27 protein-coding genes are annotated in these 26056 nt (G+C 38.7%); 19 read left to right on the top strand and 8 right to left on the bottom strand.

The window, feature by feature from the left end; genetic code table 11:
* Positions 1 to 143 precede the first annotated feature (143 nt).
* The 10 genes from rpsP to D8849_RS06160 all read left to right on the top strand — a co-directional run bounded on the left by rpsP (position 144) and on the right by D8849_RS06160 (position 5785).
* Positions 144 to 416: a 30S ribosomal protein S16 gene (gene rpsP / locus D8849_RS06120; RefSeq protein WP_000268760.1), complete on the top strand. Its 273-nt coding sequence runs from the start codon at positions 144 to 146 to the stop codon at positions 414 to 416.
* Between the two features lie 19 nt (positions 417 to 435).
* The gene (gene kphA, locus D8849_RS06125) at positions 436 to 675 is read left to right on the top strand and encodes an RNA-binding protein KphA (protein WP_000379617.1); all 240 of its coding nucleotides are present in this window, start codon (positions 436 to 438) and stop codon (positions 673 to 675) included.
* A 43-nt stretch (positions 676 to 718) separates the two neighbouring features.
* Positions 719 to 1045: a MazG nucleotide pyrophosphohydrolase domain-containing protein gene (locus D8849_RS06130; protein WP_125386518.1), complete on the top strand. Its 327-nt coding sequence runs from the start codon at positions 719 to 721 to the stop codon at positions 1043 to 1045.
* A 72-nt stretch (positions 1046 to 1117) separates the two neighbouring features.
* Positions 1118 to 1252, top strand: a complete 135-nt coding sequence (locus D8849_RS10640) for a hypothetical protein (RefSeq protein ID WP_260467574.1) — start codon at positions 1118 to 1120, stop codon at positions 1250 to 1252.
* 129 nt (positions 1253 to 1381) lie between these two features.
* Positions 1382 to 2284, top strand: a complete 903-nt coding sequence (locus D8849_RS06135) for a DMT family transporter (RefSeq protein ID WP_125386519.1) — start codon at positions 1382 to 1384, stop codon at positions 2282 to 2284.
* A 149-nt stretch (positions 2285 to 2433) separates the two neighbouring features.
* Complete coding sequence (locus tag D8849_RS06140) at positions 2434 to 3291, top strand: alpha/beta fold hydrolase (protein WP_125386520.1); 858 nt, start codon at positions 2434 to 2436, stop codon at positions 3289 to 3291.
* A gap of 97 nt (positions 3292 to 3388) precedes the next feature.
* Positions 3389 to 4177, top strand: coding sequence for an alpha/beta fold hydrolase (locus D8849_RS06145; RefSeq protein ID WP_125386521.1), 789 nt, complete (start codon positions 3389 to 3391; stop codon positions 4175 to 4177).
* Positions 4178 to 4207: 30 nt separating this feature from the next.
* Positions 4208 to 4726: a ribosome maturation factor RimM gene (rimM, locus tag D8849_RS06150; protein WP_125386522.1), complete on the top strand. Its 519-nt coding sequence runs from the start codon at positions 4208 to 4210 to the stop codon at positions 4724 to 4726.
* Positions 4716 to 5435: a tRNA (guanosine(37)-N1)-methyltransferase TrmD gene (trmD, locus tag D8849_RS06155; protein WP_000686915.1), complete on the top strand. Its 720-nt coding sequence runs from the start codon at positions 4716 to 4718 to the stop codon at positions 5433 to 5435. The genes rimM and trmD overlap by 11 nt, the downstream gene beginning before the upstream one ends.
* 11 nt (positions 5436 to 5446) lie before the next feature.
* Entirely contained in the window at positions 5447 to 5785 is a 339-nt protein-coding gene (locus tag D8849_RS06160) for an ATP cone domain-containing protein (protein WP_001196040.1), read from the top strand.
* Between the two features lie 30 nt (positions 5786 to 5815).
* Here D8849_RS06160 and D8849_RS06165 read toward each other — a convergent pair whose 3' ends face one another.
* On the bottom strand, positions 5816 to 6136 hold the full coding sequence (locus D8849_RS06165) for a hypothetical protein (RefSeq protein WP_125386523.1): 321 nt from the start codon (positions 6134 to 6136) through the stop codon (positions 5816 to 5818).
* 98 nt (positions 6137 to 6234) lie between these two features.
* On the opposite strand from D8849_RS06165, the gene D8849_RS06170 reads away from it, so the two are divergent.
* Entirely contained in the window at positions 6235 to 6450 is a 216-nt protein-coding gene (locus tag D8849_RS06170) for a YdbC family protein (RefSeq protein ID WP_000807422.1), read from the top strand.
* 53 nt (positions 6451 to 6503) lie between these two features.
* Here the strand turns inward: D8849_RS06170 and D8849_RS06175 are convergent, their stop codons facing one another.
* Both D8849_RS06175 and gor read right to left on the bottom strand, forming a co-directional pair.
* Entirely contained in the window at positions 6504 to 7040 is a 537-nt protein-coding gene (locus D8849_RS06175) for a biotin transporter BioY (RefSeq protein ID WP_125386524.1), read from the bottom strand.
* Between the two features lie 188 nt (positions 7041 to 7228).
* Positions 7229 to 8575, bottom strand: a complete 1347-nt coding sequence (gene gor, locus D8849_RS06180) for a glutathione-disulfide reductase (RefSeq protein ID WP_125386525.1) — start codon at positions 8573 to 8575, stop codon at positions 7229 to 7231.
* Positions 8576 to 8865: 290 nt separating this feature from the next.
* On the opposite strand from gor, the gene D8849_RS06185 reads away from it, so the two are divergent.
* The 6 genes from D8849_RS06185 to ffh all read left to right on the top strand — a co-directional run bounded on the left by D8849_RS06185 (position 8866) and on the right by ffh (position 16432).
* Positions 8866 to 10068 (top strand): efflux RND transporter periplasmic adaptor subunit, encoded by a 1203-nt coding sequence (locus D8849_RS06185; protein ID WP_185756219.1) that lies wholly within the window; start codon positions 8866 to 8868, stop codon positions 10066 to 10068.
* Positions 10052 to 10753 (top strand): ABC transporter ATP-binding protein, encoded by a 702-nt coding sequence (locus D8849_RS06190; protein ID WP_000811471.1) that lies wholly within the window; start codon positions 10052 to 10054, stop codon positions 10751 to 10753. The genes D8849_RS06185 and D8849_RS06190 overlap by 17 nt, the downstream gene beginning before the upstream one ends.
* 1 nt (position 10754) lies before the next feature.
* The gene (locus tag D8849_RS06195; protein ID WP_125386527.1) at positions 10755 to 12014 is read left to right on the top strand and encodes an ABC transporter permease; all 1260 of its coding nucleotides are present in this window, start codon (positions 10755 to 10757) and stop codon (positions 12012 to 12014) included.
* Positions 12015 to 12137: 123 nt separating this feature from the next.
* The gene (gene metG / locus D8849_RS06200) at positions 12138 to 14135 is read left to right on the top strand and encodes a methionine--tRNA ligase (protein WP_125386528.1); all 1998 of its coding nucleotides are present in this window, start codon (positions 12138 to 12140) and stop codon (positions 14133 to 14135) included.
* A gap of 381 nt (positions 14136 to 14516) precedes the next feature.
* Positions 14517 to 14849 carry a putative DNA-binding protein gene (locus tag D8849_RS06205; RefSeq protein WP_004260758.1) on the top strand — a complete coding sequence of 111 codons (333 nt, stop codon included), beginning with the start codon at positions 14517 to 14519 and terminating at the stop codon, positions 14847 to 14849.
* An 11-nt stretch (positions 14850 to 14860) separates the two neighbouring features.
* Positions 14861 to 16432: a signal recognition particle protein gene (gene ffh, locus D8849_RS06210; RefSeq protein ID WP_000863622.1), complete on the top strand. Its 1572-nt coding sequence runs from the start codon at positions 14861 to 14863 to the stop codon at positions 16430 to 16432.
* 82 nt (positions 16433 to 16514) lie between these two features.
* On the opposite strand, the gene D8849_RS06215 is transcribed toward ffh, so the two are convergent.
* From D8849_RS06215 to D8849_RS06230, 4 genes are read right to left on the bottom strand one after another with little or no spacing between them, the layout of a single operon-like run.
* Positions 16515 to 17513 (bottom strand): sensor histidine kinase, encoded by a 999-nt coding sequence (locus D8849_RS06215; protein ID WP_125386529.1) that lies wholly within the window; start codon positions 17511 to 17513, stop codon positions 16515 to 16517.
* Positions 17497 to 18186, bottom strand: coding sequence for a response regulator transcription factor (locus D8849_RS06220; protein WP_125386530.1), 690 nt, complete (start codon positions 18184 to 18186; stop codon positions 17497 to 17499). The genes D8849_RS06215 and D8849_RS06220 overlap by 17 nt, the downstream gene beginning before the upstream one ends.
* A gap of 32 nt (positions 18187 to 18218) precedes the next feature.
* On the bottom strand, positions 18219 to 20273 hold the full coding sequence (locus D8849_RS06225) for an FtsX-like permease family protein (protein WP_125386531.1): 2055 nt from the start codon (positions 20271 to 20273) through the stop codon (positions 18219 to 18221).
* Positions 20263 to 21036: an ABC transporter ATP-binding protein gene (locus D8849_RS06230; RefSeq protein ID WP_125386532.1), complete on the bottom strand. Its 774-nt coding sequence runs from the start codon at positions 21034 to 21036 to the stop codon at positions 20263 to 20265. Before D8849_RS06230 ends, D8849_RS06225 begins: the two co-directional genes overlap by 11 nt.
* A 657-nt stretch (positions 21037 to 21693) precedes the next feature.
* Here D8849_RS06230 and D8849_RS06235 point away from each other — a divergent pair.
* Positions 21694 to 22716, top strand: a complete 1023-nt coding sequence (locus tag D8849_RS06235; RefSeq protein ID WP_260467575.1) for a hypothetical protein — start codon at positions 21694 to 21696, stop codon at positions 22714 to 22716.
* 878 nt (positions 22717 to 23594) lie between these two features.
* Here D8849_RS06235 and guaA read toward each other — a convergent pair.
* A complete protein-coding gene (gene guaA, locus D8849_RS06240; protein WP_125386533.1) occupies positions 23595 to 25157 on the bottom strand; it encodes a glutamine-hydrolyzing GMP synthase in 1563 nt (520 codons plus the stop codon).
* 141 nt (positions 25158 to 25298) lie between these two features.
* Between guaA and D8849_RS06245 the strand changes: the two genes are divergently transcribed.
* Complete coding sequence (locus D8849_RS06245) at positions 25299 to 25997, top strand: GntR family transcriptional regulator (protein WP_125386569.1); 699 nt, start codon at positions 25299 to 25301, stop codon at positions 25995 to 25997.
* Positions 25998 to 26056: the final 59 nt, after the last annotated feature.

A 26056-nucleotide genomic window follows, 5' to 3' on the forward strand; every position in this document is an offset into this window, starting at 1 on the left:
TAACGAATTTATAAATGGTTTAAGAATTTTATAGTCTGTCAAGTTTTTTTCTTGACACCTGTCAGAAATCTGCTATAATAGAACATGTGTTAAATAGCTCAGCTATTTCACCAAAATAAAAAATAAGAAAAGAGACTTTAAAAATGGCAGTTAAAATCCGTTTGACTCGTATGGGTTCTAAGAAAAAACCTTTCTACCGTATCAACGTAGCAGATTCACGTTCACCACGTGACGGACGTTTCATCGAAACAGTTGGAACTTACAACCCACTTGTTGCTGAAAACCAAGTAACTTTGAAAGAAGACCGCGTTCTTGCATGGTTGGCTGATGGAGCTCAACCTTCAGATACAGTACGTAACATCCTTTCAAAAGAAGGCGTATTGAAAAAATTCCACGATTCTAAATTCTCAAAATAAGTTTAAAGTAGGTTGACAGATGGATACGATTGAAAATCTTATTATTGCGATTGTGAAACCCTTGATTTCACAACCAGATGCCTTAACTATCAAGATTGAAGATACACCAGAATTTTTGGAATATCATTTGGATCTTGATCAAAGCGATGTGGGTCGTGTAATCGGTCGTAAGGGTCGCACTATTTCTGCGATAAGAACGATTGTCTACTCTGTCCCAACTGAAGACAAAAAAGTAAGAATCGTTATTGACGAAAAATAAGAAGGGCGGGACGAATGTCTCGCTTTTTTTGCAAGGAGAAAGAATGAGAGATTTAACAGTTAGACAACTAGAGGAGTATTTACTTGACCATTACCGACAATCTAGAACAGAAGAAGGGCTTTTTATTAAGCTAGTAGAAGAAGTTGGAGAAGTTGCTGAGGTTTTAAATGGACGCTCTGGTCGAAAAGAAGGAGTTCAAGATTCGAACGAGGAACTAGCAAAAGAATTGGCTGATATCATTCACTACACTGTCGCAATTGCGGCCATCAACGACATAGATCTAACCAAGACCATTTTTGAAAAAGACAAAAAGGCGGCTATCAAATATCAGCATGAACGAGATTTGGAAGGCTTTTTAGAGAATTTCTAAGAGAATAAGAAATGATTTTTTTCTTATAAAGAAGATTTCACCTATATTGGTCTAGCTAGTAAATAGAAAACAATGAAACTGGCAGTTTACATTATCAAAGTGAGTAATCTCCAAGAGGCAGATAAGTTAGAACTTGTTAGACAAGAACGAGAAAAGCAGATCAGACTTGCTGAATCCTTTTTAGTCAATGAACTAGATAAAGGGTGATAGTAGGCATAAAATACTAATCCTAGAAATAGCATCTAGCATTCTACTATGCTACAATGGAAAGACAGTCTCAACGAATTCTAGTTGATCTATCTTGAGAATAGCTACTTTTAAAGGGAGTAACAATCTATGAACGAGAAAACAAAAGCATACATAGCTGCCTTATCCTTTTCAGCAATCATTGGTTTTTCTTTTTTATTTACTAAGATTGCTTTAGGCTATGCCAGTCCTCTCACAAACTTAGCGCATCGCTATACAATTGCAGCTTTAGTAATGGTCGTTCTTCATCAAACCAAACTTATCAAAGTGAGTTTAAGTAGAAAAGATATTCTTTCTATTCTTCCTATGAGCCTTTTCTATCCGCTTTTCTTTTTTATTTTTCAATCCTTTGCTTTACAGTATATATCGTCTTCTGAAGCTGGAATTTTACAGGCTCTTGTCCCGATTTTTACTCTCCTTTTAGCATCGGCTTTTCTCAAGGAAAAGACAAGCTTGCTTCAAAAGTTCTTTTTATTTTTATCCGTTGCAGGAGTAGTTTTCATCTTCCTTAGTAAAGGAGCTAACTTTGGTACTGAGACTGCTAGTTTTGGCTTTCTCTTGATGTTGGGATCTGTTCTCGCCAATGCACTAAACAATATCCTTAGCAAGGCTAAAGGAGATCGCTATCGGGCGATGGATATGACAGCTGTTGTGATATTTGTTGGCTTCGTCACCTTTAATACGCTGAGTCTGACCTCGCACTATCTATATGGCAACATATTAGCTTACTTTGTGCCGCTCGGACAGCTTCCTTATCTGCTTTCCATTCTCTATTTGGGAATTCTAGCCTCTATCGTTACTGGTAGTCTCTCTATCTATGCTATTGTTCGACTTGGAGCATCAACCGTCAGTGTCTTTGGAAATCTTGGAACAGTTTTGACTATTCTAGCCGGAGCTCTTGTCCTCCACGAACCAATTTATAGCTACCATGTGATAGGAGCCACTATGATTATTGCTGGAATTTTAGGCATGAATCTGATGAGAAGAAAGTAAAGATTGCTTAGCAGTCTTTTTCTTAATCTAAATGATACAGAAAATTCAAAATTTTTAATGGAATTAAGTTTAGAAAATGATGATTTTAATATAGCATGATAAAATAGATAAAAAGAATAATACTAGGATAAAGAAGAGAGAGTTTAGAAATGAAGCAAAATGATATAGCTGAAGCTATTGCTTTTTATAACAGAAAACCTGAGACTTTGGTACGTCACATTATACCAGTCTTAGATTGTGACTTGGCTATATATCATCGTCCTGGAAACACAAATAAAGGCCACATTATTTTTTATCATGGAGCTTGTGGCCGTAGTCAGATGTGGGCCCACCAGTATGATGCTTTTGAAGGATTTGACCTCTACTTTGTCAATGTTAGAGGACAGGGTGAATCACCTATGAAGGTTGGCCTACCCGACTTAGAAGGTGCTGTTCAAGATGTAGGTGCTATTTTGTCCTATTTCCAGTTGGATAAGGTGATATTGGTCGGACATTCTTGGGGAGGAAATCCACTTCAAGAGTATACCTATCGCCATCCAGAAAGAGTTCTAGCCTTGGTCATGGTAGATAGTTGGGGACAGCATCGTTACCTATCAGATAAAGAGAGAAATCGCATAAAATATAGTTCCCTTATGTACAAAACGATTCCTTGGAAGTTGATTGCAGATAAGAACTCAAAAATGTGTACAGATAATCCTATTACAAGAGAATTAATCAAGACGGCCATTATAGAAACTGGGCGAGATGTTTTTTTGAACCTTGGAATCACAGGTTTTATGGCTGTCCATGAGATAGAAGGTTATCATGGCAATCCTCCTATGCTATTAGTAAGAGGCGAAAATGATTTTCCCAAACACCTAAAAATGATCTATGATGGGATCATTGCCTTAAATCCCAATGCGCGTCAAGTAACGATTTCAGATAGTAAACACCAACCGATGAATGACCATCCTAAAGAGTTTAATCAGATAGTTGGTGAATTTTTTGAAGAAGTAGTAGCTCCGTAAGATGAGATTTATCCAACTTGAGAAAATCCTTGGAACGTGTTAAAATAAAGGATAAGGATTTTTAATAATTCATTATATAGAATGAGTGGATTTCTTTATGAAGAGGTTTGAAGTATCTACAGAAATTGGTAGTCTCTCTGTTACTTATCAAAAGCAAAAGAAAGTGCTAGTTTGTCTAAACGGAGCAGGTTTGCTACCAAGTTATGAAAATTTTTCACTTATACTTGAAAAACTTCCTCCTACAATTGGTTATTTGACAATTGATTTTCCGAACACAGGTAGGAGTCCGATTCATGACCAAGCTGGAAAAAATCTAGATAATCTTGCAGATGCGGTTTATAAAGTACTTGAAGAATTAGGGATTTCTGAATATATACTTTGTGTACATAGTTTGAGTGGAATTTTAGCTTGTAAATTGCTCAATAAACCAATTAAGTGTCAGGCTTTAGTAGCAATGGAACCGACAACTAAAAAAGTCATGTTTGCTGATTTTTCAGAAAATCCTTATCCAGAAATGGAAGAGCAGATGAGGCTGATTGAGGAGTGTGGTCCTGAACTTTATTTTAAGAACTTAACTCAAGCCACATTTAGCCCTGAAACTAATAAAAAAATCTGGGAATTAATGCAAGAAAAAGGCTCAGAATTGGAAAATCAAGATCCAGGATTTCAGATATCTGGAGAGATTACTGAGGAAGATTTTGAGAATGCACCTATAGAATCTTATATCCCTGTGTTTATTTTTTGTCAGGCTTATAGAGAAAAAGAGTACAGAGAATCAGAATATTGGACCTCCAATACTAAACTCATTTTAGGAGGGAATCACCATTATTTACAATGGTCAGAATCAGAAAAAATTGTGACTATTATTCGAGAATTGTCCGAATAAGATGGAAAGAAATAGAGTACAGGAGACAAGATGAACTACTTTAATGTTGGGAAAATCGTCAATACGCAGGGGTTGCAGGGTGAGATGCGAGTCTTGTCTGTGACGGATTTTGCAGAAGAAAGGTTTAAAAAAGGTACTGAGCTGGCTTTGTTTGATGAAAAAGATCAGTTTGTTCAAACAGTGACCATCGCTAGCCACCGTAAACAGAAGAACTTTGACATTATTAAATTCAAAGATATGTACCATATCAACGCTATCGAAAAGTACAAGGGATACAGTCTCAAGGTTGCTGAGGAAGATTTGAATGACCTAGACGATGGTGAATTCTACTATCACGAGATTATCGGTTTGGAAGTCTATGAGGGTGATAACATGATTGGAACTATCAAAGAAATCCTGCAACCAGGTGCCAACGATGTCTGGGTGGTCAAGCGAAAAGGCAAGCGTGATTTGTTATTGCCTTATATCCCACCAGTGGTTCTCAATGTTGATATTCCAAATAACCGCGTCGATGTGGAAATCTTAGAAGGGTTAGACGATGAAGATTGATATTTTAACCCTTTTTCCAGAGATGTTTTCTCCACTGGAGCACTCAATTGTTGGAAAGGCTCGCGAAAAAGGGCTCTTGGACATCCAGTATCATAACTTCCGAGAAAATGCTGAAAAGGCCCGCCATGTAGACGATGAGCCCTATGGAGGTGGCCAGGGGATGTTGCTCCGAGCTCAACCCATTTTCGATGCCTTTGATGCTATTGAAAAGAAAAATCCGCGCGTCATTCTCCTCGATCCTGCTGGAAAGCAGTTTGATCAGGCTTATGCTGAGGATTTGGCTCAAGAGGAAGAGCTAATCTTTATCTGTGGGCACTATGAGGGTTATGATGAGCGCATTAAGACCTTGGTGACAGATGAGATCTCCCTGGGCGACTATGTCTTGACTGGTGGAGAGTTGGCGGCTATGACCATGATTGATGCTACGGTACGCCTGATTCCAGAAGTGATTGGTAAGGAGTCCAGCCACCAAGATGATAGTTTTTCTTCTGGCCTTCTTGAATATCCTCAGTACACACGTCCCTACGATTATCGAGGTATGGTCGTGCCAGATGTACTGATGAGTGGACACCATGAAAAGATTCGTCAGTGGCGCCTGTATGAGAGTTTAAAGAAAACCTATGAACGCAGACCGGATTTGCTTGAACATTATCAACTGACAGCAGAAGAAGAAAAAATGCTGGCAGAAATCAAAGAAAACAAAGAATAAAGGAGAAACCTATGCAAGTAATCAAACGTGATGGAGAAATTGCTGAATTTAATCCAGATAAGATTTACCAAGCTATCTTAAAGGCAGCCCAGACTGTCTATGTATTGACAGATGATTTGCGTCAAAACCTTGCACAAGTCACTAAGAAAGTGGTTTTGGATTTGGAAGAAGCCAAAGTGGAACGTGCTACTATTAGCATGATTCAGTCTATGGTTGAACATCGTTTGCTGGGTGCAGGTTACATTACCATTGCAGAACACTACATTTCCTATCGTTTACAACGTGACTTGGAAAGAAGTGGTTATGGAGATCATATCGCGGTTCATTTACATTTTGAACAAATTCGCTAAGAAAAAAGAGTGGGATGAAGCAACTACATCTCACTCTTTCTTAAATCTATTTTTTTGGGCTGTTTGGACAGTTGAAGGGACAAATCGCAGGCGTTGAATATCGCTTATGCGGATAATACGGGTCACATTTTTGGCAAAATTTTTCACGATAATTTGCTGGCGTTGCTGATCGTATTTGATGATATCACCTGTAAAACTTGTCTCAGACAAGATAAGGTGAACAGCGGTTTGTTTCTGGATAGCCTCTTCAATAGTGGCTGTAAGGGAGTTGCTTTCAGTATGGTCAGGTTGGTCATGTCCATTTAAAAAGTCATGTATTTTATCTAGAACTTGCTGGAATTTATGTTTCATAGTGGCCTCCCTTCTTTTATATCAATATTATATAAAATTTTCCTAAAATCTACAAGATTTTACGAATAAACTAATGAAAGCTAAAAAAGGAGAAGAAAATGGCAGAATTTACATTTGAAATCGAAGAGCATTTGTTGACTCTTTCTGAAAACGAAAAAGGTTGGACCAAGGAAATCAACCGTGTGAGCTTTAATGGTGCCCCTGCAAAGTTTGATATTCGTGCTTGGAGCCCAGACCATACGAAGATGGGCAAAGGAATTACTCTTTCCAATGAAGAATTTCAAACGATGGTGGATGCCTTTAAAGGCAATTAAGTTTTCAAAATAAAAGAAAAGGATACTGAGTCATGATAACTCGATATCCTTTTTTAGTTAGTAAAGTAAGCCTGATTTTTAAGGCGTTGAAGTAGGGGACGGCTAATAAAACTAATAGCCAGAAGTTTACCAAGGTCTGGAATGATAAAGGGAATGATCCCCACAACAAGAGCTTTTTCAAATGCCATCCCAGCCAGGAAATGCAAGCTGAGAATCCCACCGACAAAAACAAGTGTATCTCCCAAGAGATTTGCTAGAAAAATTCTGACAAAACCACTATCACTGTTAGTTAGAGAAGAGGTAAGTCCAGAGTATACAAGATAAAACCAAAGATAGCCCGCAGTAGGGCCAACTAAAGCCTGAAATCCAGCTCCACCTCCTGCAAAGACAGGAAGACCGATTGCACCTAGAAGAAGATAGAGTCCAACAGAAAGTACAGCCTCTCTAGGTCTAAAGACAGTAGCAATCAAGCCGATTGCAAAGTTTTGCAGAGTGAAGGGGACAGGTCCAATTGGAAGACTGATTTGTGCCAAAACAGCAATGAGAGCAGCCCCAATAGCAGGGATGGCATAAACGTGAGCTTTTTTCAAAATAGTTAACCTCTTTTCTGATGTATAGTAACTATTATACTCGTAGAGTAATTATTGTCAACCAATTTTTTAAAACAAGGTAACAAAAACTGTAACGGCCGATTTTGCTTACTGGTTAAGTTGTTTTCATCGATTCGAAAACATCAAAAAAGAAGCAAATACATTTGTATCAGCTTCTTTTATGTCGATTAACGCATAGTTACAAATTCTTCGGATGCAGTTGGGTGAATCGCCACAGTTGCATCAAAGTCTGCCTTGGTTGCTCCCATTTTGATAGCAACAGCAAATCCTTGAATCATTTCATCAACACCATAGCCAATTCCATGAAGTCCGACAACTTTTTCTTCTGAACCTGCTGTGATCAATTTGAAACGTGTTTCTTGACGGTTGTCAGTGCAAGCAGAGTACATAGACGTAAAGCTTGATTTGTAAACCTTGATTTGGTCTTGACCGTATTCTTTAATAGCTTGCTCTTCTGTCAAACCAACCGTTCCGATAGCAGGGTGTGAAAAAACAACGGTTGGAATAGTTGAGTAGTCCATTTTTGCAGTTGTTTTTCCGTTAAAGAGACGTTCAGATAGGGTACGCCCAGCCTTGATAGCTACTGGAGTCAGTTCTTTCTCGCCCGTTACATCACCTAGAGCATAGATTCCCTCAACAACAGTATTTTGGTATTCATCCACTTGGATAAAGCCACGTTCGTTCAGAGTTACTCCAGCTTTTTCAAGTTGCAAGCTCTTAACGTTTGGACGGCGACCAGTAGCCCAGATAACTTGGCTAGCTGTGTGACTAGTACCATCTTCGAAATGAATGGTAATGCCTTCAGCAGTTTTTTCTAACTTGACAGGGACTTTGTGAGTATGAAGTGGCAAGTTTGTTCTTTCCATTTCCTTTACCAGACCTTCAACGATGTAAGAATCAAAACCACGTAAAGGACGGTCGCGACGAACAAAGAGATCTGTCTTGACACCAAAGGTGTGGAGTACGCCAGCCAATTCAACGGCAATATAACCAGCGCCTAGAATAGCAACTGACTCTGGCAATTCTTCCCAAGCAAATACATCATCAGAAGAGCCACCTAGTTCAGCACCAGGAACGTCTGGAATACTTGGGTGGGCACCAGTAGCAATCACAATATGTTTAGCATGAATCAGTTCACCATTTACGCTAACAGTGTGAGAATCTACAAATTCAGCATGACCTTCAATCAAGTCTACTCCGTTGCGTTTAAAACTGCCATCATAAGAAGAACGAGCGCGATCAATATAGGCTTCACGATTGCGACGTAGGGTAGCAAAGTCAAAGTTAAGATCAGTAGTCTTAAAGCCGTAGTCTTCTCCAAATTGATGGAAAGTCTCAGCGATTTGTGCTCCGTACCACATGATTTTTTTAGGAACACAACCGACGTTGACACAGGTTCCACCTAGTTTCTTTTCCTCAATAACGGCCGCTTTGGCTCCGTGTTCACCAGCACGGTTCATGGTAGCAATTCCTCCACTACCTCCACCGATAGCAATGATATCATATTCTCTCATTTAAAACTCCTTTATACTCTTTTAAATAGTAGAGTGTCATTTTTTGATAGTCATATTCTATCTTTTTTTTTATCTGATTGCAAAAATCTGCTACGTTCAAAAAAATTAAAGAAAAGGCTTGCAAAAAAGAAAAATAAAGTGTATTATATAACTAGTACAACGGTGATAAAAATAGATTCCGAACAATAATCAAATCCTGAAATGTCATTATTTCGTTCTGAATGGTTATTGTTTATATTTGCTAATTTTTATATAATATTGTTAAGGACTTTAAATCAAAAAGGAGTTTCATTATGAAGAAGAATCGTAAAGCTAAAAAGTGGCAATTGTATGCAGCAATCGGTGCTGCCAGTGTAGTTGTATTAGGTGCTGGGGGGATTTTGCTCTTTAGACAACCATCTCAGACCGCTGTAAAAGATGAGCCTACTCATCTTGTTGTTTCCAAGGAAGGAAGCGTCGCATCCTCTGTTTTATTGTCAGGGACAGTAACAGCAAAAAATGAACAATATGTTTATTTTGATGCTAGTAAGGGTGATTTAGATGAAATCCTTGTTTCTGTGGGTGATAAAGTCAGTGAAGGGCAGGCTTTAGTCAAGTACAGTAGTTCAGAAGCCCAGGCAGCCTATGATTCAGCGAGTCGAGCAGTAGCTAAGGCAGATCGTCATATCAACGAACTCAATCAAGCACGAAATGAAGCCGCTTCAGCTCCCCAGTTACCAGCGCCAGCAGGAGGCGAAGGTGCAACAGCCCAAACTCCAGCTCCAGTCTCAGGAAATTCAGTGTCATCTATTGATGCACAATTAGGTGATGCTCGTGATGCTCGTGCAGATGCAGCAGCGCAATTAAGCAAGGCTCAAAGTCAGTTGGATGCCATGACGGTTCTCAGCACTCTAGAAGGAACTGTGGTCGAAGTCAACCGTAATGTTTCTAAATCTCCAACTGGAGCTAGCCAAGTAGTCGTTCATGTCGTAAGTAATGAAAACTTGCAAGTTAAGGGGGAACTATCTGAATATAACCTTGCCAACTTATCTGTCGGTCAAGAAGTAACCTTTACTTCTAAAGTTTACCAAGATAAGAGCTGGACTGGTAAGATTAGCTACATTTCTGACTACCCTAAAAACAATGGTGAAGCAGCAAGTGCAGCTACTGCCGCAGCAGCTGGTAATTCTGGTTCTAAATATCCATATACCATCGATGTTACAAGTGAAATAGGTGATTTGAAACAAGGATTCTCAGTAAGTGTTGAGGTCAAGAATAAGAGTAAAGCCATTTTGGTTCCTCTAACAAGTGTTGTGACTGAAAATGATAAGAACTATGTATGGGTTCTTGACGAGCAGAAAAAGGCTAAAAAAGTGGAAGTTGGTTTGGGGAATGCGGATGCAGAAAATCAAGAAATTACTTCCGGTCTGACAAATGGAGTCAAGGTCATCAGTAACCCAACGTCTTCTCTAGAGGAAGGAAAAGAGGTGAAGGCTGATGAAGCAACTAATTAGTCTAAAAAATATCTGCAGAAGCTACCGTAACGGTGACCAAGAACTGCAGGTTCTCAAAAATATCAACCTAGAAGTGAATGAGGGTGAGTTTGTCGCCATTATGGGACCATCTGGTTCTGGTAAGTCTACGCTGATGAATACGATTGGCATGTTGGATACACCAACCAGTGGAGAGTATTATCTTGAAGGTCAAGAAGTGGCTGGACTTGGTGAAAAACAACTAGCCAAGGTTCGCAACCAACAAATCGGTTTTGTCTTTCAGCAGTTCTTTCTTCTATCCAAACTGAATGCTCTGCAAAACGTAGAATTGCCCTTGATTTATGCGGGAGTTTCGGCTTCAAAACGTCGCAAGTTAGCTGAGGAGTATCTAGATAAGGTTGAGTTGACAGAACGTAGTCACCATTTGCCTTCGGAATTATCTGGTGGTCAAAAGCAACGTGTAGCTATTGCGCGTGCCTTGGTAAACAATCCTTCTATTATTCTAGCGGACGAACCGACAGGAGCCTTGGATACCAAAACAGGTAACCAAATCATGCAACTATTGGTTGAACTAAATAAAGAAGGAAAAACCATTATCATGGTAACGCATGAGCCTGAGATCGCTGCTTATGCCAAACGCCAGATTGTCATTCGAGATGGAGTTATTTCATCTGATAGTGCTCAGTTAGAAAAGGAGGAAAACTAAGATGCAGAATCTGAAATTTGCCTTTTCATCTATCATGGCCCACAAGATGCGCTCATTTCTCACTATGATTGGGATTATCATTGGTGTGTCATCAGTTGTTGTGATTATGGCTCTGGGAGATTCTATGTCTCGTCAGGTTAATAAAAATATGACCAAGTCACAGAAGAATATTCATGTCTTTTTCTCGCCTATTAAAAGTAAAGACGGTTCTTTTACCCAAAAGCAATCAGCTTTGACGGTCTCTGGTAAAGAAGAGGATGTTCCTGTGGAACCACCAAAACCGCAAGAAGCTTGGGTTAAGGAGGCGGCCAAACTTAAGGGTGTGGATAGTTACTATGTAACCAACTCGACAAATACCACCCTGTCTTATAAAGATAAAAAGGTTGAGCGCGCTAGCTTGACAGGTGGAAATATTACATACATGAAGGCGGTTGAAAATGAAATTGTTGCAGGTCGTAGTCTTATAGCTCAGGATTATAAAGATGTGGCCAGTGTCATTTTGCTAGACCAGGAACTTGCTAATAGCCTGTTTGGATCTGCTCAAGAAGCTGTTAACAAGATTATAGATGTTGGTGGCTTTAGTTATCGTGTCATTGGTGTCTATACTAGCGATGAAGCCAAGGCTGTCAAGACATTTGGTATTGGTGGACTTCCCATTACGACTAATATTTCTCTTGCCAATAACTTCAATATGGATGAAATTTCTGATATTGTTTTCCGAGTTAATGATACCAGTTTGACACCAACTGTAGGACCAGAATTAGCTAGAAAAATGACCGAGATTGCTGGTCTTCAGCAAGGGGAGTATCAGGTGGCAGATGCGACTGCAGCCTTCCAAGAAGTACAACAACTTTTTGGATTTATAACTACGATTATTAGCGCCATTGCGGGGATTTCCCTCTTTGTTGGTGGGACTGGTGTTATGAACATCATGCTGGTTTCGGTGACGGAGCGTACGCGTGAGATTGGTCTCCGTAAGGCTTTGGGTGCAACGCGTGCCAATATTTTAATTCAGTTTTTGATTGAATCCATGATTTTGACCTTGCTTGGTGGAGTCATTGGTCTAACCATTGCGACAGGCTTAACAGCTATAGCTGGTCTACTCTTGCAAGGTTTGATAGCTGGTATAGAAGTGGGAGTATCAATCCCGGTTGCCCTATTTAGTCTTGCAGTTTCGGCTAGTGTGGGTATGATTTTTGGAGTTTTGCCAGCCAACAAGGCATCGAAACTTGATCCAATTGAAGCCCTTCGTTATGAATAAAATCAACAAGATGGACACTCGTCTATCTTGTTTTTATATAGATTTCCCTATCGAAAATCCTTAAAAATGTGATATAATGAAGTGTTAGAAAAACAGGTTTCATTTGCCTGGAAAGGAAAAATTATGTCTGAAAAGAATTTTTATATTACAACGCCGATTTACTATCCATCTGGTAAACTGCATATCGGATCTGCCTACACAACCATCGCCTGTGATGTCCTAGCACGTTACAAACGCCTGATGGGCTACGATGTCTTTTATCTGACAGGTCTTGATGAGCATGGTCAGAAAATCCAACAAAAAGCGGAAGAAGCTGGCATCACACCTCAAGCCTATGTTGATGGGATGGCAGTTGGAGTCAAAGAACTCTGGCAATTACTAGATATTTCATACGATAAATTTATCCGTACAACTGATGACTACCATGAAAAAGTTGTCGCACAGGTCTTTGAGCGCTTGCTTGCTCAAGATGATATCTATTTGGGTGAATACTCTGGTTGGTATTCAGTCTCAGATGAGGAATTCTTTACAGAAAGCCAGCTTGCGGAAGTTTTCCGTGATGAAGCTGGAAATGTAACCGGAGGAATCGCTCCGTCAGGTCACGAAGTGGAATGGGTTTCTGAAGAATCATACTTCCTTCGCCTCAGCAAATACCAAGATCGTTTGGTAGACTTTTTCAAGTCCCATCCTGAATTTATCACTCCAGATGGTCGTCTGAATGAAATGCTTCGCAACTTCATCGAGCCAGGTTTAGAGGATTTGGCGGTTTCTCGTACAACCTTTACATGGGGTGTTCCAGTACCATCAAATCCTAAACACGTTGTATACGTTTGGATTGATGCTCTTCTTAACTATGTGACAGCTCTTGGCTACGGTCAAGACGAACATGGTAACTTTGACAAATTCTGGAATGGCACAGTCTTCCACATGGTAGGAAAAGACATCCTTCGTTTCCACTCGATTTACTGGCCAATCCTTCTTATGATGTTGGATATCAAATTGCCAGATCGTTTGATTGCTCACGGTTGGTTCGTCATGAAAGACGGTAAAATGTCTAAGTCAAAAGGGAATGTCGTTTACCCTGAAATGTTGGTAGAGCGTTATGGACTAGATCCACTTCGTTACTATCTCATGCGTAGCCTTCCAGTTGGTTCAGACGGAACCTTTACTCCTGAAGACTACGTTGGCCGTATTAACTACGAATTGGCCAATGACCTTGGGAACCTCCTCAATCGTACGGTTTCTATGATTAACAAGTACTTTGATGGACAAATTCCAGTCTATGTAGAGGGTGTAACAGAGTTTGACCATGCTCTTGCTGAGGTTGTAGAACAATCAATCGCTGACTACCACACCTACATGGAAGCAGTTGACTATCCACGTGCACTTGAAGCAGTCTGGACTCTGATCTCTCGTACCAATAAATACATCGACGAGACAGCACCGTGGGTCTTGGCAAAGGATGAAGCACTTCGAGATCAATTGGCAAGTGTCATGAGTCACTTGGCAGCTAGCCTTCGTGTCGTTGCTCACTTGATTGAGCCATTTATGATGGAAACAAGTCGTGCAGTCTTGAATCAACTTGGCTTGGAAGAAGTAGCAAGTCTTGAAAACTTGAGCTTGGCTGACTTCCCAGAAGATGTGACTGTAGTTGCCAAAGGAACACCAATCTTCCCACGTCTGGATATGGAAGAAGAAATCGCCTATATCAAGGAACAAATGGAAGGCAACAAACCAGCAGTCGAAAAAGAGTGGAACCCAGACGAAGTTGAACTCAAACTAAACAAGGAAGAAATCAAGTTTGAAGACTTTGACAAGGTCGAAATCCGTGTCGCAGAAGTCAAAGAAGTGTCTAAAGTAGAAGGTTCAGATAAGTTGCTTCAATTCCGCTTGGATGCTGGCGATGGTGAAGATCGTCAAATTCTTTCTGGGATTGCAAAATACTATCCAAACGAACAAGAATTGGTCGGCAAGAAAGTTCAAATCGTTGCCAATCTCAAACCACGCAAGATGATGAAGAAATATGTCAGTCAAGGGATGATTCTCTCAGCTGAACATGATGGACAATTAACCCTTCTTACAGTTGATTCAGCTGTACCAAACGGAAGTGTGATTGGGTAAAAGTAAAACACTAAAGTCAGTTGAAAGACAAAGTCCTTAGACTACAAGTTTCTAAGGACTTTTCTTTGTTGACTAAACTGAGATTTTCATTGATGGGATTCGTATTATGTATGGTCGCAGACAATAACCACAAATATACTCACTAAGTTCTAGGCAAGTAAGTTGGGTTCATGAGTGGCAACTGGAAGTTGACATTGGCTTGGATCTGAAAAAACACGGGGAAAAAGTCGCTTGCCCCTCAAAAGAAAGCGAAAATCGAAAAAAATTCTACGTTGAAAAGTCATGTGGAAGTTGCTTTTAGAACTTACCTTTATTTTTCTATCTTTATTAGAATGACTTCTAATGTAGAAGTATAATAGATTTTTTGGTATAATAAAAGTTATGGAAATCGAAAAAACCAACCGTATGAATGCGCTCTTTGAATTTTATGCGGCGCTTTTGACAGATAAGCAAATGAATTATATCGAGCTCTACTACGCTGATGATTATAGCCTTGCTGAAATTGCCGAGGAATTTGGTGTCAGTCGTCAGGCTGTTTATGATAATATCAAGCGGACAGAAAAGATTCTGGAAGATTATGAGATGAAATTGCACATGTACTCTGACTACATTGTCCGCAGTCAGATTTTTGACCAGATTTTGGAGCGCTATCCCAAGGATGACTTTCTGAAGGAGCAGATAGAAATTTTAACAAGCATTGATAATAGAGAATAAGAGGAAGAAAAATGGCATTTGAAAGTTTAACAGAACGTTTACAGAACGTCTTTAAAAATCTACGTAAAAAAGGAAAAATCTCTGAATCTGATGTCCAAGAGGCAACCAAAGAAATTCGCTTGGCCTTGCTTGAGGCCGACGTTGCCTTGCCTGTTGTAAAGGACTTTATCAAGAAAGTTCGTGAGCGTGCAGTTGGGCATGAGGTCATTGATACCCTTAATCCTGCGCAACAAATTATTAAAATCGTTGATGAGGAACTGACAGCCGTTTTAGGTTCTGATACGGCAGAAATTATCAAGTCACCTAAGATTCCTACAATCATCATGATGGTTGGTTTACAGGGGGCTGGTAAAACAACTTTTGCTGGTAAATTGGCCAATAAACTCAAGAAAGAAGAAAATGCTCGTCCTTTGATGATTGCGGCGGATATTTATCGTCCTGCGGCTATTGACCAGTTGAAAACTCTGGGTCAACAGATTGATGTGCCGGTTTTCGCTCTTGGAACAGAGGTTCCAGCTGTTGAGATTGTTCGTCAAGGTTTGGAACAAGCCCAAGCTAATCATAATGACTATGTCTTGATTGATACGGCAGGTCGTTTGCAGATTGATGAGCTTTTGATGAATGAACTTCGTGACGTAAAAGCATTGGCTCAACCAAACGAAATTCTCCTCGTGGTTGATGCCATGATTGGTCAAGAAGCGGCCAATGTTGCGCGTGAGTTTAATGCTCAGTTGGAAGTCACTGGGGTCATCCTTACCAAGATTGATGGGGATACTCGTGGTGGTGCGGCTCTATCGGTTCGTCACATCACTGGAAAACCAATCAAGTTCACTGGTACAGGTGAAAAAATTACAGATATCGAAACCTTCCACCCAGATCGCATGTCTAGCCGTATCCTTGGTATGGGGGATATGCTCACTTTGATTGAGAAAGCTTCTCAAGAATACGATGAGCAAAAAGCCCTTGAAATGGCTGAGAAGATGCGTGAAAACACCTTTGATTTCAATGATTTCATTGATCAGTTGGATCAGGTGCAAAACATGGGGCCGATGGAAGACTTGCTCAAGATGATTCCAGGTATGGCCAACAATCCAGCTCTTCAAAACATGAAGGTAGATGAGCGTCAGATTGCTCGTAAACGTGCCATCGTATCTTCAATGACACCTGAAGAACGTGAAAATCCAGATTTGCTAAATCCAAGCCGTCGCCGTCGTATCGCTGCAGGTTCTGGAAATACCTTTGTCGAAGTCAATAAATTCATCAAAGACTTTAACCAGGCTAAACAGCTCATGCAAGGTGTTATGTCTGGAGATATGAACAAGATGATGAAGCAGATGGGAATCAATCCAAACAATCTTCCTAAAAATATGCCAAATATGGGAGGAATGGATATGTCTGCCCTTGAAGGAATGATGGGACAAGGTGGTATGCCTGACTTATCAGCTCTAGGAGGAGCGGGAATGCCAGATATGAGCCAGATGTTTGGTGGTGGACTAAAAGGTAAAATCGGTGAATTTGCTATGAAACAGTCCATGAAACGCATGGCTAACAAAATGAAGAAAGCGAAGAAGAAACGCAAATAAAAAAGGAAAGCAGAAGTGCTTTCCTTTTTATATAGCATATGTACTTTCTATGATTAGGCAATTTTCTTAATCGAAAAATTGACTAAATAGAAAGAGAGATTTCAAATCCTTGCGTCCATTCGGATTTTACTGTGATTTCGATTTTTAAAGCATCTGCTAATTGTTTGACTAGATAGAGCCCCATACCTGTTGATTTTTTCCTTGTATCACCTGAATCACCTGTAAAGCCTTTTTCAAAGATATGAGGAAGGTCACAAGCTTTAACTCCGCAACCATTATCCCTAATAATCAGACTTGTGCGCCCCTTATCTTTTGACATAGAAATACTGAGTTCGGGCTTGTCAGAGCTATATTTAAGGGCGTTGGCGAGTATTTGAGAGAGGATAAATTCAAAACTGCGTTGATCGGTGTAGCAGATTCCTTGTATGTTCTCTAGCTGAATCGTAAATTTCTTTTCTTTGAGCAAGGGATCAAAGTTTTCCAAAAGATCTTGGATACACTCTTGGAGGTCAAGGTCTTCAAATAGAAAATCATTTTTTTCACTTTTCACCCTGTAATAGAATAGTATCTGTGATACATTTCCTTGGATTTGATTTTTCACATAGTCCAACTTAAAAGTTGTATCCTTTGGCAACTGGTCACTTTGATTGTCCAAAAGGAGGGAAAGAAGCGATAGAGGGAGTTTGATTTCATGAGCCCATTTTTCAACATAGTCCTCGTATTCGGCTAGTAATGAGTTGAGCTTTCCTATTTCCGCTTGCCTTTGGTAAAGCGCATTTGCGATTTCTTCGATGCTTTCTTTCTCTGAGGAACTTGATAAACGCAATAATTCCAGCTCAGTATCGACTTTGGGATTGGCTATGAAGGCTTTATAGGCAGCGGATTTTTTTCTTTCTTTTCTTATCAGTAGGAATGATAGGATGAAAAAGAGCAGGACAGTAGCTAAAAGATAGAGAATGATGAGGGCTTGAAACTTTCTCACGTCTGAAAGCCAAAGCAGGACAGCTGTGAATAGATCAAATGCTAAGAGAACAAGTAACCAAGGCAGATAGGTAGCCAAATATTTAGGATTCTGTTTCATATTCCCTTTCCTCTTCCAATTTGTAACCGATGCCTCTGACGGACTTGACTTGAAGTGCAATACCAGCCTGTTTCATCACCTTTTTGAGTCTTGCAATATTTACTTGAAGGGCATTTTCATCGATGAACTCAGTTGTATTCCACAGTTTCATGCTTAGTTCTTCTTTTGTGACGACAGAATTAGTTGCCACTAATAAAGTTTCTAACAATTTCCCTTGATTTTGGGGGAGTAAAATCGAGTGTCCATTGATATAAAGGGTATAGGTCTGTCTATCCAGCAGAAAATTATCTTTTTCAAGTAGATTTTGTCTGCCTTCATAGCGTTTCAAGATATTTTCTATACGTGCCAAAAATCTTTCTTTCTTGAAAGGCTTTGTTAGATACTCATCTGCCCCTAATTTCAGGGCGTAGATTTCATCTTTTAATTGTTCACGGGAAGTGAGAACCAATATAGGGACAGAGCGTTTTGACTTGAGATTTTTACAAATTTGAAAACCTGTTTCTCCTGGCAAATTCAAATCCAGTATGATTAGATCTGTATCGTATTGTAGCACTTGCTGGCTTGTATCTTTGAAGTCAGTCAACTTATCAACTTGATAACCCGCTTTCTCTAACAAGATGACAATTTCATCTCGAATCAAGGATTCATCTTCAATAACCAGAATATGCTTCATATCGGTTCCTCCTTTTCCTATTTTATTCTACCTTATTCATCTCTTTTGGGTTCCATTAATGACAATAAGTACTTGTTGCTATTTTTCTTTACAATTCTGATATAGATGACTTCAAAGCCAGCTAAGAGCAGTACGATCAGCATGGCTGTGATAAATCTCTGCCCCATAACCATTCTTGCGCTAGTGGGCACTATTCCTGTGAGGAGGGAGCTCACTCCGAAGCTACTACTGATAAGTGCAAGGGCTATTGGTAGACCGAAATACCAGTTGACTTGCTTTTCTGACGATTTACAAAGAGTTTCGTAGTTGGCACCAAGATGGATTAAGGTCTGGTATCGTCTATAGGATTGTCTTTGTCCCATCAAAAACTGAACGCCGATAATTGTATTTGCGACAACAAGGAAGATGATAGACAGATAGATGGTGACATAGCTGGCAGAGATAATGTAAAACAATTGTCTTCCCATATTTTGTATATAGCTTTCATAGCCAAGAGAGGTTTGATTTAGCTTTTCATTGGTATCTGAGATAGCTCTTATCAAGCCTTTTTCTTTGACTAGCTCAGGAGCCAAGATACCGCTAACATAGTTCGAATAGCGACCGTCTGTATAGCTCATAAAAATCTCATCTGGAACTATGAGAGCGACAGAGAGGGTTATCTCATGATCCGTTACGATTGGCAAAGACTCCACTTCGCCAATCAATTTTACATCATTTCCAATGACTTTGATTTGAGGCTTTGTCTTTAGGACAGAGTTGACGAGACTTTCATCTGGCAGAAAATCTTTCCCCATATACAAATATGCTTCCTTATTAGTTAGTTCTAGAGGAGGAAGATTGGCAGCCTTTTTAAGTTCATTGTATTCGGAAACTGGTATGAGGTGGGAATTAGTAGACTGTTTAAATTTATGGAGCAAAATTTCCTTGTTCTTGTTGTCTTTTTGATTTTTCAACTCCTTGATGACCTCTTCAAAGGACACGGATTCGTGTTCTTTAGTTTGGCCTACTTTAATTTGCAGAATCTTTGAAAACTGTGATACTAGTCCGGCAGCTTCAAGCTCTTTTTTAACTGCATTTACATCAAGATTTTCATCTGTTTCCTGCTTGATATCTCTAAATGTATAATCCAATACGTGGGTTTGATTGCCTGGATTGCCGCTTGTAATGGCCACACCTGCTCCAAAGAGGCACAAGGCAGAGAAAATTAAGAGGGAGCAGACAGCCAGTATAGTTGAGCGTTGGATAACTAATTCCTGAATCTGTCTAAAATTATAGGCATGAAGTTTTCGATTGTTTCCAAGCTTGACCAAAAAGTCTATAAATAAACGCATACCAAAGAAGAGTAGGATAGTTCCCAGAGTTCCTAAGAGAACGGTGATGCCCATTGTTATGACATTTTCCCAAGCTCGTCCACTCATACCCATGTAATAGGCTGTTCCTAGAAGCAAAATTCCGAGGACAGAAGCAAGAAGGTACACCCCCTTGGGGAGTAGTTTCTTCATCCCAGAAGGAGAATAGGCGAGCAGGTTTCCGATTTCCATATTGGCAGTCTTTGCACTTAAAAGGACAAAAACAGCTAATTTTACGGCTAGGAAGCCGATGACTGTATAGAGTAGAGCTGTGGTAGATAGAGAAAATTGATGTTCAATAATCCCTAGTCCCACAATTTTAGCGGTTATTAGGCTAATCAATTCTGAAATTAAGATGGAAATAGGAAGGCCTATTCCAAGGGCAAGGACACTGTTTCTCAAATCCTCGAGCAGAAGTAGCAAGAACAGTTTGCTTCTTTGCATTCCCAGTGTGAGATAGACACCAAATTCATGTTTTCTCCTTTCCATCTGCATACTGCTTGAGAAGTAGACTAGAAAAAAGAGAATAAAGAGCGTTGCTACATAAAGAATGGGAATCATGCTAAAGAGTTTATTTACAGCGTCACTTTCTATTTGTTTTAGAAAGTGCATCACATCTTGATGAGACAAAGAAAGGATGATGTAAAAGGAGATAATAGACAGAACCATAGAACTGAAATACAAGCCGTTATTTTTTCGATCTCTCTTGCTATTTCTTGAGACTAATTTAGAAAACATTACCATCACCTCCAGCTAGTGCAGCCATGACCTTTAGTATTCTGTGGTAGAAGTCTTCTTGACTTTCTCTTGGATAATCGCGACGGATTTCATGGAATAGTTTTCCATCTTGGATAAACAAGATGCGGTTGCAAAAGCTGGCTGCTACGGAATCGTGGGTCACCATGAGAATGGTGGTTTCTTCCACTTGATTCATTTCGGATAATTTTTGCATCAAAATGGTCGCATTTTTTGAATCCAAAGCCCCTGTGGGCTCGTCCGCAAATACAATCTTAGGGTCTAAAATTAAGGCGCGCGCAGCAGCTACCCTTTGCCGTTGACCACCTGATAATTGAGAAGGGAACTTATCCAGAAGTTCAGAAATATCCAGATATTGGGAAAGTAATTCTAACCGAACCTTGCTTTCGTTGGCATCGACCTTGTGCAAAGATAAGGGAAGTAAAATATTCTCTTTGGCAGTCAGATTGTCCAAAAGCTCAAAATTCTGGAAGAGATAGCCAATTTCCTTGCCACGATAATCAGCCAAATGGTTCCCTTTTAACTGACCTAAATCTTTTCCTTGCATTTGAATGGAACCGTCAGTTGGCTTGATGATTGTGGCTAGACAGTTAAGAAGGGTTGTTTTCCCAGAACCGCTACTCCCCATAATTCCTAAGAACTCACCTTTTCCAACTTGAAAAGATATGCCATCCAAGGCTTTGGTAATATTGGGACCTTTCCCATAATACTTTTTTAATGATTCTACTCGTAAAATGGTTTCCATGTGAAACACCTCCATTTTTTGTTACTTTCATTATAATATGAATCAGAGTAGAATAATACTTACGGATGATGTAAGAAATCTTTATCGCTGACTTTTATAATCAGATTATTGGAGCTATACTTACTATATTATAGCATGGTTTCAGGTATTTAAAAAGAGGAGTAGAGGTTGAAAAATTTTCCTAATATTGAGATCATAAAAAATAATACCACTGAAGTTCATGATCCAGCGGTATTATCTTACAGGAAAATCTATTTCCGTTCTTATTTTCTATTGTTACTTCATTTAAATCTGACAAAGAATAATTGTAGCAAGCTAGTTTTAAAGAATTCTCTTCAGCCTACACTATTTTTTATCCAAAGATAAATCTCACTATACGATTACTGGCTTTCTCTGTTGCCTTATTAATATCATCTTTTTTCCAATATGGCTTTACATCATTGCCATAAGTTTTTACAAGAGCAGTCGCTAAGGGATAAATGCTATTAACATAGCCTAATTTACTCTTTTGTGTTGTAGATACCTTTGTTCTAAAACATTCATTTCCAATTGTTTATAACCAATAAAACAGTAAGAGAATTTGATTTTGCTGTTTTTTTGCTTTATAATTACAATAGGTTAAATTTGTATAGTATTAAATTTCCGGAGGATACATGGATGCCAAGAGAAGGAGTGACTATTTACGATTTATTAATTTCGTGTCCCGGGGATGTTACTGGCTATCTTCAATTAATTAAGGAAGCTGTTGATAATTTTAATAAACTATATGGTAGTTTGAATAATATACAAGTATCAATCAAGCATTGGTCAACGGATAGTTTTCCTGAATCAGGTGATAAACCACAGGAATTATTGAATAAGCAAATTGTTAGAGAATGTGATGCAGCTGTTGCTATATTTTGGACAAGATTTGGTACAGCAACAGATAATTATGGATCAGGAATGGAAGAAGAAATTGAGGAGATGCTATCAGCTGATAAACAAGTTTTTATGTACTTTTTAGAAGCTCCGATAAATCCGTCTAATATAGACATTAAGCAATATGAAAAAGTGCAAGAATTTAAAGAAAGATATAAAGATAGAGGGATATTTTTTATAGTTAATGACGAGAGTGATTTTCAAAGGCTTTTTACAAATCATCTATCACTTTATTTTTTAAAATTAATTTCAGAAAAAGAAACTTATCAAAACGAAAATATAAAACCGTTTGTGACAATAAGGGATAAAAATACATTATCTGACGAAAATGTTTTACCTAAACAATTTAGTTTACTGGAGTCAAAATTTATCAATGAAAAGCAAAGTAAGATTAACGAATATATAGATGAACTAAACAGTACCGTAATTTCTGAAGAAGCAGATATATTAGAAGATAAAAGTAAAATGTTGACTATGCCTTCAAAAGAAGATGCGAATGTTGATTTTCTTTATAAAATAGCTGATTCTGTGGCCATTAGTGATAAATTCAAATATACTATAAATGATTTCGCTAAAGAAAACCAAATCAAACTACATGAAAATTTTTGGTATTTAGGGAATTTAATGAAACATAAACTTCAGGTACAAATTACTTTCGGTAACAGTGGTCCTTCGTATATAGGGTCTGACAAGGAAAAGAAACGCTTTTCTAAATTAAACAAATTATATTGGGAAATAATATCTTACAAAGAGTACATTTAATATTTCACATACATAGATAACATTAAATTTGTCGAACTAATCGTTTCTAACTTAGGTAAAACATATGATGAAGATATCGATATAAAACTGATGGTACCAAAAGGTTGTCTATTAAAACATAATAACTTACTTTATCCAGGGGAGAACATAAATTAGGAGATACAGGAAATTGAGTTAGATGAATTGCTATTTAAAATTGAAGAAAGTGACTCAGTTGATGCTTACGCTTATTTTCAAATAATCTCATCAAATTTAGAAAGAATTAATATTAATCCGCTTCTCACATATACTACAAAACCCAGTTATGAAGATCAAAAATACAACTATAAAAACTCTTTAGACCACATATTTATATAGAAATATTTTACAAATTCAGAATTTGATATTTTAAGATTTGGCATTGAGTATTTGAAATATAACTCCTCAATGGCATTTCCATCGATACTAATGTTTGAAAATGTACCTCAAACTGTCGAATATGAAATTACTTCAAAGCATATACCGGATGTAGTAAAGGGTAAGATACATTTAAAAATTGATTAATCAGGGTTTATTGTTTAACTGTTTATGAAGGTTTAATAGAAATATATTCAGAAACTTGATGTAGCGATGAAATAATGAATGAAGAAAATGATTTGATTAGTGGGGTTTAATTTAATAATAATTTTTATCGTATTTATGAATTGTCTGAAGATAATAGAGACTATGCTAGAATTGTTAGCGAGTCTAAGAAAGGTATGTATATAGAAAGTACCAAAAAGGTTAAAATGATATTAGGTTTAAATACTGAAAAATAGTTTTTGTTGTTAAATTGTTGTTAAAGCAAAATAAAAAGCCTTAGAAATATTGATTTCTAGGCTTTTTTTAACTCATTAACTCTATTCCCACTCAACTGTTGCTGGTGGTTTACTTGTAATATCGTAGACGATACGGTTAACGTGGTCCACTTCGTTTACGATACGTACAGAAATCTTTTGAAGGACATCCCAAGGAATTTTGGCAAAGTCAGCTGTCATACCATCGATAGAGGTGATAGCACGGATTGCAATCGTGTAGTCATAAGTACGACCGTCACCCATAACACCAACTGAACGAACGCCTGTATTAACAGTGAAGTATTGCCAGATATCGCGGTCAAGACCTGCTTTAGCAATTTCCTCACGAAGAATAGCGTCTGACTCACGAACTGTTTTTAGCTTTTCTTCAGTGATTTCACCCATAACACGGATAGCAAGTCCTGGTCCTGGGAATGGTTGGCGCCATACGATATGCTCTGGCATACCAAGCTCTGTACCAAGGGCACGAACTTCATCTTTATAGAGAGTGTTGAGTGGTTCGATCAATTCAAATTGCATGTCTTCCGGAAGACCACCCACGTTGTGGTGTGACTTGATAGTTTGAGCTGTATCTGTACCAGACTCGATAACGTCTGTATATAAGGTACCTTGAGCAAGGAATTTCACATCTTTGAGCTTGCTTGCTTCGTCATCAAAGACATAAACAAACTCGTTACCGATGATTTTACGTTTTTGTTCAGGGTCAGAAACTCCTGCAAGTTTATCAAGGAAACGTTTAGCAGCGTCCGCTTTGACGATATTCAAACCAAACTTACCACCAAGCATGTCCATAACTTGGTCCGCTTCTCCTTTACGAAGAAGACCGTGGTCTACGAAGATACAGATCAATTGATCGCCAATAGCCTTTTGGAGAAGAACCCCAACGACAGATGAGTCAACTCCACCTGATAGACCAAGAAGGACACGTTTATCACCGACTGTTTCACGGATTTTTTGGATCTGCATGTCAATGAAGTTATCCATTGACCAGTCGCCTTTAGCCTTACAGATGTTAAGAGCAAAGTTACGAAGGATATCATTTCCGTATACAGAATGACGAACTTCTGGGTGGAATTGGATACCGTAAATATGTTTATCAGGGTTTTCAATGGCTGCGTATGGGCAGTCAGCTGATGTACCTGTACGAACAAAGTCAGAAGGAATCTCAGTAACCGCATCACCATGGCTCATCAGAACAGTCTGTTCATCAGGTGTTGATTCAAAAAGAGCTGATGGTGTATGAGTTAGAGTTGATTGACCGTATTCACGATTTCCAGCATCACCTGCAGGAACAACTTTTCCTCCAAGTTTATGTGTCAACAACTGCATACCGTAACAGATTCCCAAAATTGGAATTCCAAGTTCGAAGATTTCTGGGTCAATATCGAATGAACCATCTTCGTATACAGAGTTTGGTCCGCCTGACAGGATGATTCCTACAGGATTGATTTCACGAACTTCAGCAGCTGAAATTTTATGGCTCTTTAGTTCTGAAAAAACACCAATCTCACGGATACGGCGTGAAATCAGCTGGTTGTATTGGCTACCATAGTCCAATACAATGATTTTTTCTACATCTTGCAAATCAGTTGAAATGTTGCTCATCTTTTTCCTTTCTCAAAAGAAATATCTTTTTTCAATATTCTATCACAAATAAGGGCGAATTACCAACTAAACAAGGCGAAGATTGACTTTTTCTAGTTTATTGGGGTACAATAGAGAAAAGATAGAAATGAAGTGAAAAATATGCTACCTGCTTATATGAAAATCCATGATCAGATAAAAAAAGATATTGACGAACATCGTTGGGCTATTGGTGAGAGGCTTCCCAGTGAAAGAGATTTAGCAGAGCAGTTTACGGTCAGTCGCATGACCCTCCGCCAAGCTATATCTCTATTAGTTGAAGAAGGTGTTTTAGAGCGCAGAGTTGGAAGTGGCACCTTTGTATCCAGTACACGTGTACAAGAAAAGATGCGAGGGACAACCAGTTTTACTGAAATTGTTAAGTCCCAAGGTAAAGTACCCTCTAGCCAACTCATTTCCTACAGAAAAACTATTCCCAATGAGCAGGAAGTTGCAAAGTTAGGAATTTCTCCAACGGAGAATATTATCCGAATGGAACGGGTCCGCTATGCCGACCAAGTTCCTCTAGTTTATGAAGTTGCTTCTATTCCTGAAAAATTCATTAAGGACTTTAAAAAAGAAGAAATCACCAGTCATTTCTTCCAAACATTGCAAAAACATGGCTACCGTATTGGTAAATCACAGCAGACCATCTATGCTCGTCTTGCTAAAGAAAAGATTGCCCACTATTTGGAAGTTGAAAAAGGACATGCTATTCTTGGGCTAACTCAGGTTTCCTACCTAGAAGATGGTACTGCATTTGAATACGTAAAAAGTCAGTATGTAGGCGAACGCTTTGAATTTTATCTTGAGAATAACTAGTCTAGAAAGGCTAGTTTTTTTGGTTTCCTAAAAGATTAGAATTGTCAAAACAATCTGTC

The sequence above is a fragment of the Streptococcus mitis genome (assembly GCF_003942765.1).
Lineage (GTDB): Bacteria > Bacillota > Bacilli > Lactobacillales > Streptococcaceae > Streptococcus > Streptococcus mitis_BE.

Excerpts from the sequence above, each read along its gene's own strand:
- rpsP (WP_000268760.1), top strand. The coding sequence starts at position 144 with ATGGCAGTTAAAATCCGTTTGACTCGTATGGGTTCTAAGAAAAAACCT.
- kphA (WP_000379617.1), top strand. The coding sequence starts at position 436 with ATGGATACGATTGAAAATCTTATTATTGCGATTGTGAAACCCTTGATT.
- D8849_RS06130 (WP_125386518.1), top strand. The coding sequence starts at position 719 with ATGAGAGATTTAACAGTTAGACAACTAGAGGAGTATTTACTTGACCAT.
- D8849_RS10640 (WP_260467574.1), top strand. The coding sequence starts at position 1,118 with ATGAAACTGGCAGTTTACATTATCAAAGTGAGTAATCTCCAAGAGGCA.
- D8849_RS06135 (WP_125386519.1), top strand. The coding sequence starts at position 1,382 with ATGAACGAGAAAACAAAAGCATACATAGCTGCCTTATCCTTTTCAGCA.
- D8849_RS06140 (WP_125386520.1), top strand. The coding sequence starts at position 2,434 with ATGAAGCAAAATGATATAGCTGAAGCTATTGCTTTTTATAACAGAAAA.
- D8849_RS06145 (WP_125386521.1), top strand. The coding sequence starts at position 3,389 with ATGAAGAGGTTTGAAGTATCTACAGAAATTGGTAGTCTCTCTGTTACT.
- rimM (WP_125386522.1), top strand. The coding sequence starts at position 4,208 with ATGAACTACTTTAATGTTGGGAAAATCGTCAATACGCAGGGGTTGCAG.
- trmD (WP_000686915.1), top strand. The coding sequence starts at position 4,716 with ATGAAGATTGATATTTTAACCCTTTTTCCAGAGATGTTTTCTCCACTG.
- D8849_RS06160 (WP_001196040.1), top strand. The coding sequence starts at position 5,447 with ATGCAAGTAATCAAACGTGATGGAGAAATTGCTGAATTTAATCCAGAT.
- D8849_RS06165 (WP_125386523.1), bottom strand. The coding sequence starts at position 6,136 with ATGAAACATAAATTCCAGCAAGTTCTAGATAAAATACATGACTTTTTA.
- D8849_RS06170 (WP_000807422.1), top strand. The coding sequence starts at position 6,235 with ATGGCAGAATTTACATTTGAAATCGAAGAGCATTTGTTGACTCTTTCT.
- gor (WP_125386525.1), bottom strand. The coding sequence starts at position 8,575 with ATGAGAGAATATGATATCATTGCTATCGGTGGAGGTAGTGGAGGAATT.
- D8849_RS06190 (WP_000811471.1), top strand. The coding sequence starts at position 10,052 with ATGAAGCAACTAATTAGTCTAAAAAATATCTGCAGAAGCTACCGTAAC.
- D8849_RS06195 (WP_125386527.1), top strand. The coding sequence starts at position 10,755 with ATGCAGAATCTGAAATTTGCCTTTTCATCTATCATGGCCCACAAGATG.
- metG (WP_125386528.1), top strand. The coding sequence starts at position 12,138 with ATGTCTGAAAAGAATTTTTATATTACAACGCCGATTTACTATCCATCT.
- D8849_RS06205 (WP_004260758.1), top strand. The coding sequence starts at position 14,517 with ATGGAAATCGAAAAAACCAACCGTATGAATGCGCTCTTTGAATTTTAT.
- ffh (WP_000863622.1), top strand. The coding sequence starts at position 14,861 with ATGGCATTTGAAAGTTTAACAGAACGTTTACAGAACGTCTTTAAAAAT.
- D8849_RS06215 (WP_125386529.1), bottom strand. The coding sequence starts at position 17,513 with ATGAAACAGAATCCTAAATATTTGGCTACCTATCTGCCTTGGTTACTT.
- D8849_RS06220 (WP_125386530.1), bottom strand. The coding sequence starts at position 18,186 with ATGAAGCATATTCTGGTTATTGAAGATGAATCCTTGATTCGAGATGAA.
- D8849_RS06225 (WP_125386531.1), bottom strand. The coding sequence starts at position 20,273 with ATGTTTTCTAAATTAGTCTCAAGAAATAGCAAGAGAGATCGAAAAAAT.
- D8849_RS06230 (WP_125386532.1), bottom strand. The coding sequence starts at position 21,036 with ATGGAAACCATTTTACGAGTAGAATCATTAAAAAAGTATTATGGGAAA.
- D8849_RS06235 (WP_260467575.1), top strand. The coding sequence starts at position 21,694 with ATGCCAAGAGAAGGAGTGACTATTTACGATTTATTAATTTCGTGTCCC.
- guaA (WP_125386533.1), bottom strand. The coding sequence starts at position 25,157 with ATGAGCAACATTTCAACTGATTTGCAAGATGTAGAAAAAATCATTGTA.
- D8849_RS06245 (WP_125386569.1), top strand. The coding sequence starts at position 25,299 with ATGCTACCTGCTTATATGAAAATCCATGATCAGATAAAAAAAGATATT.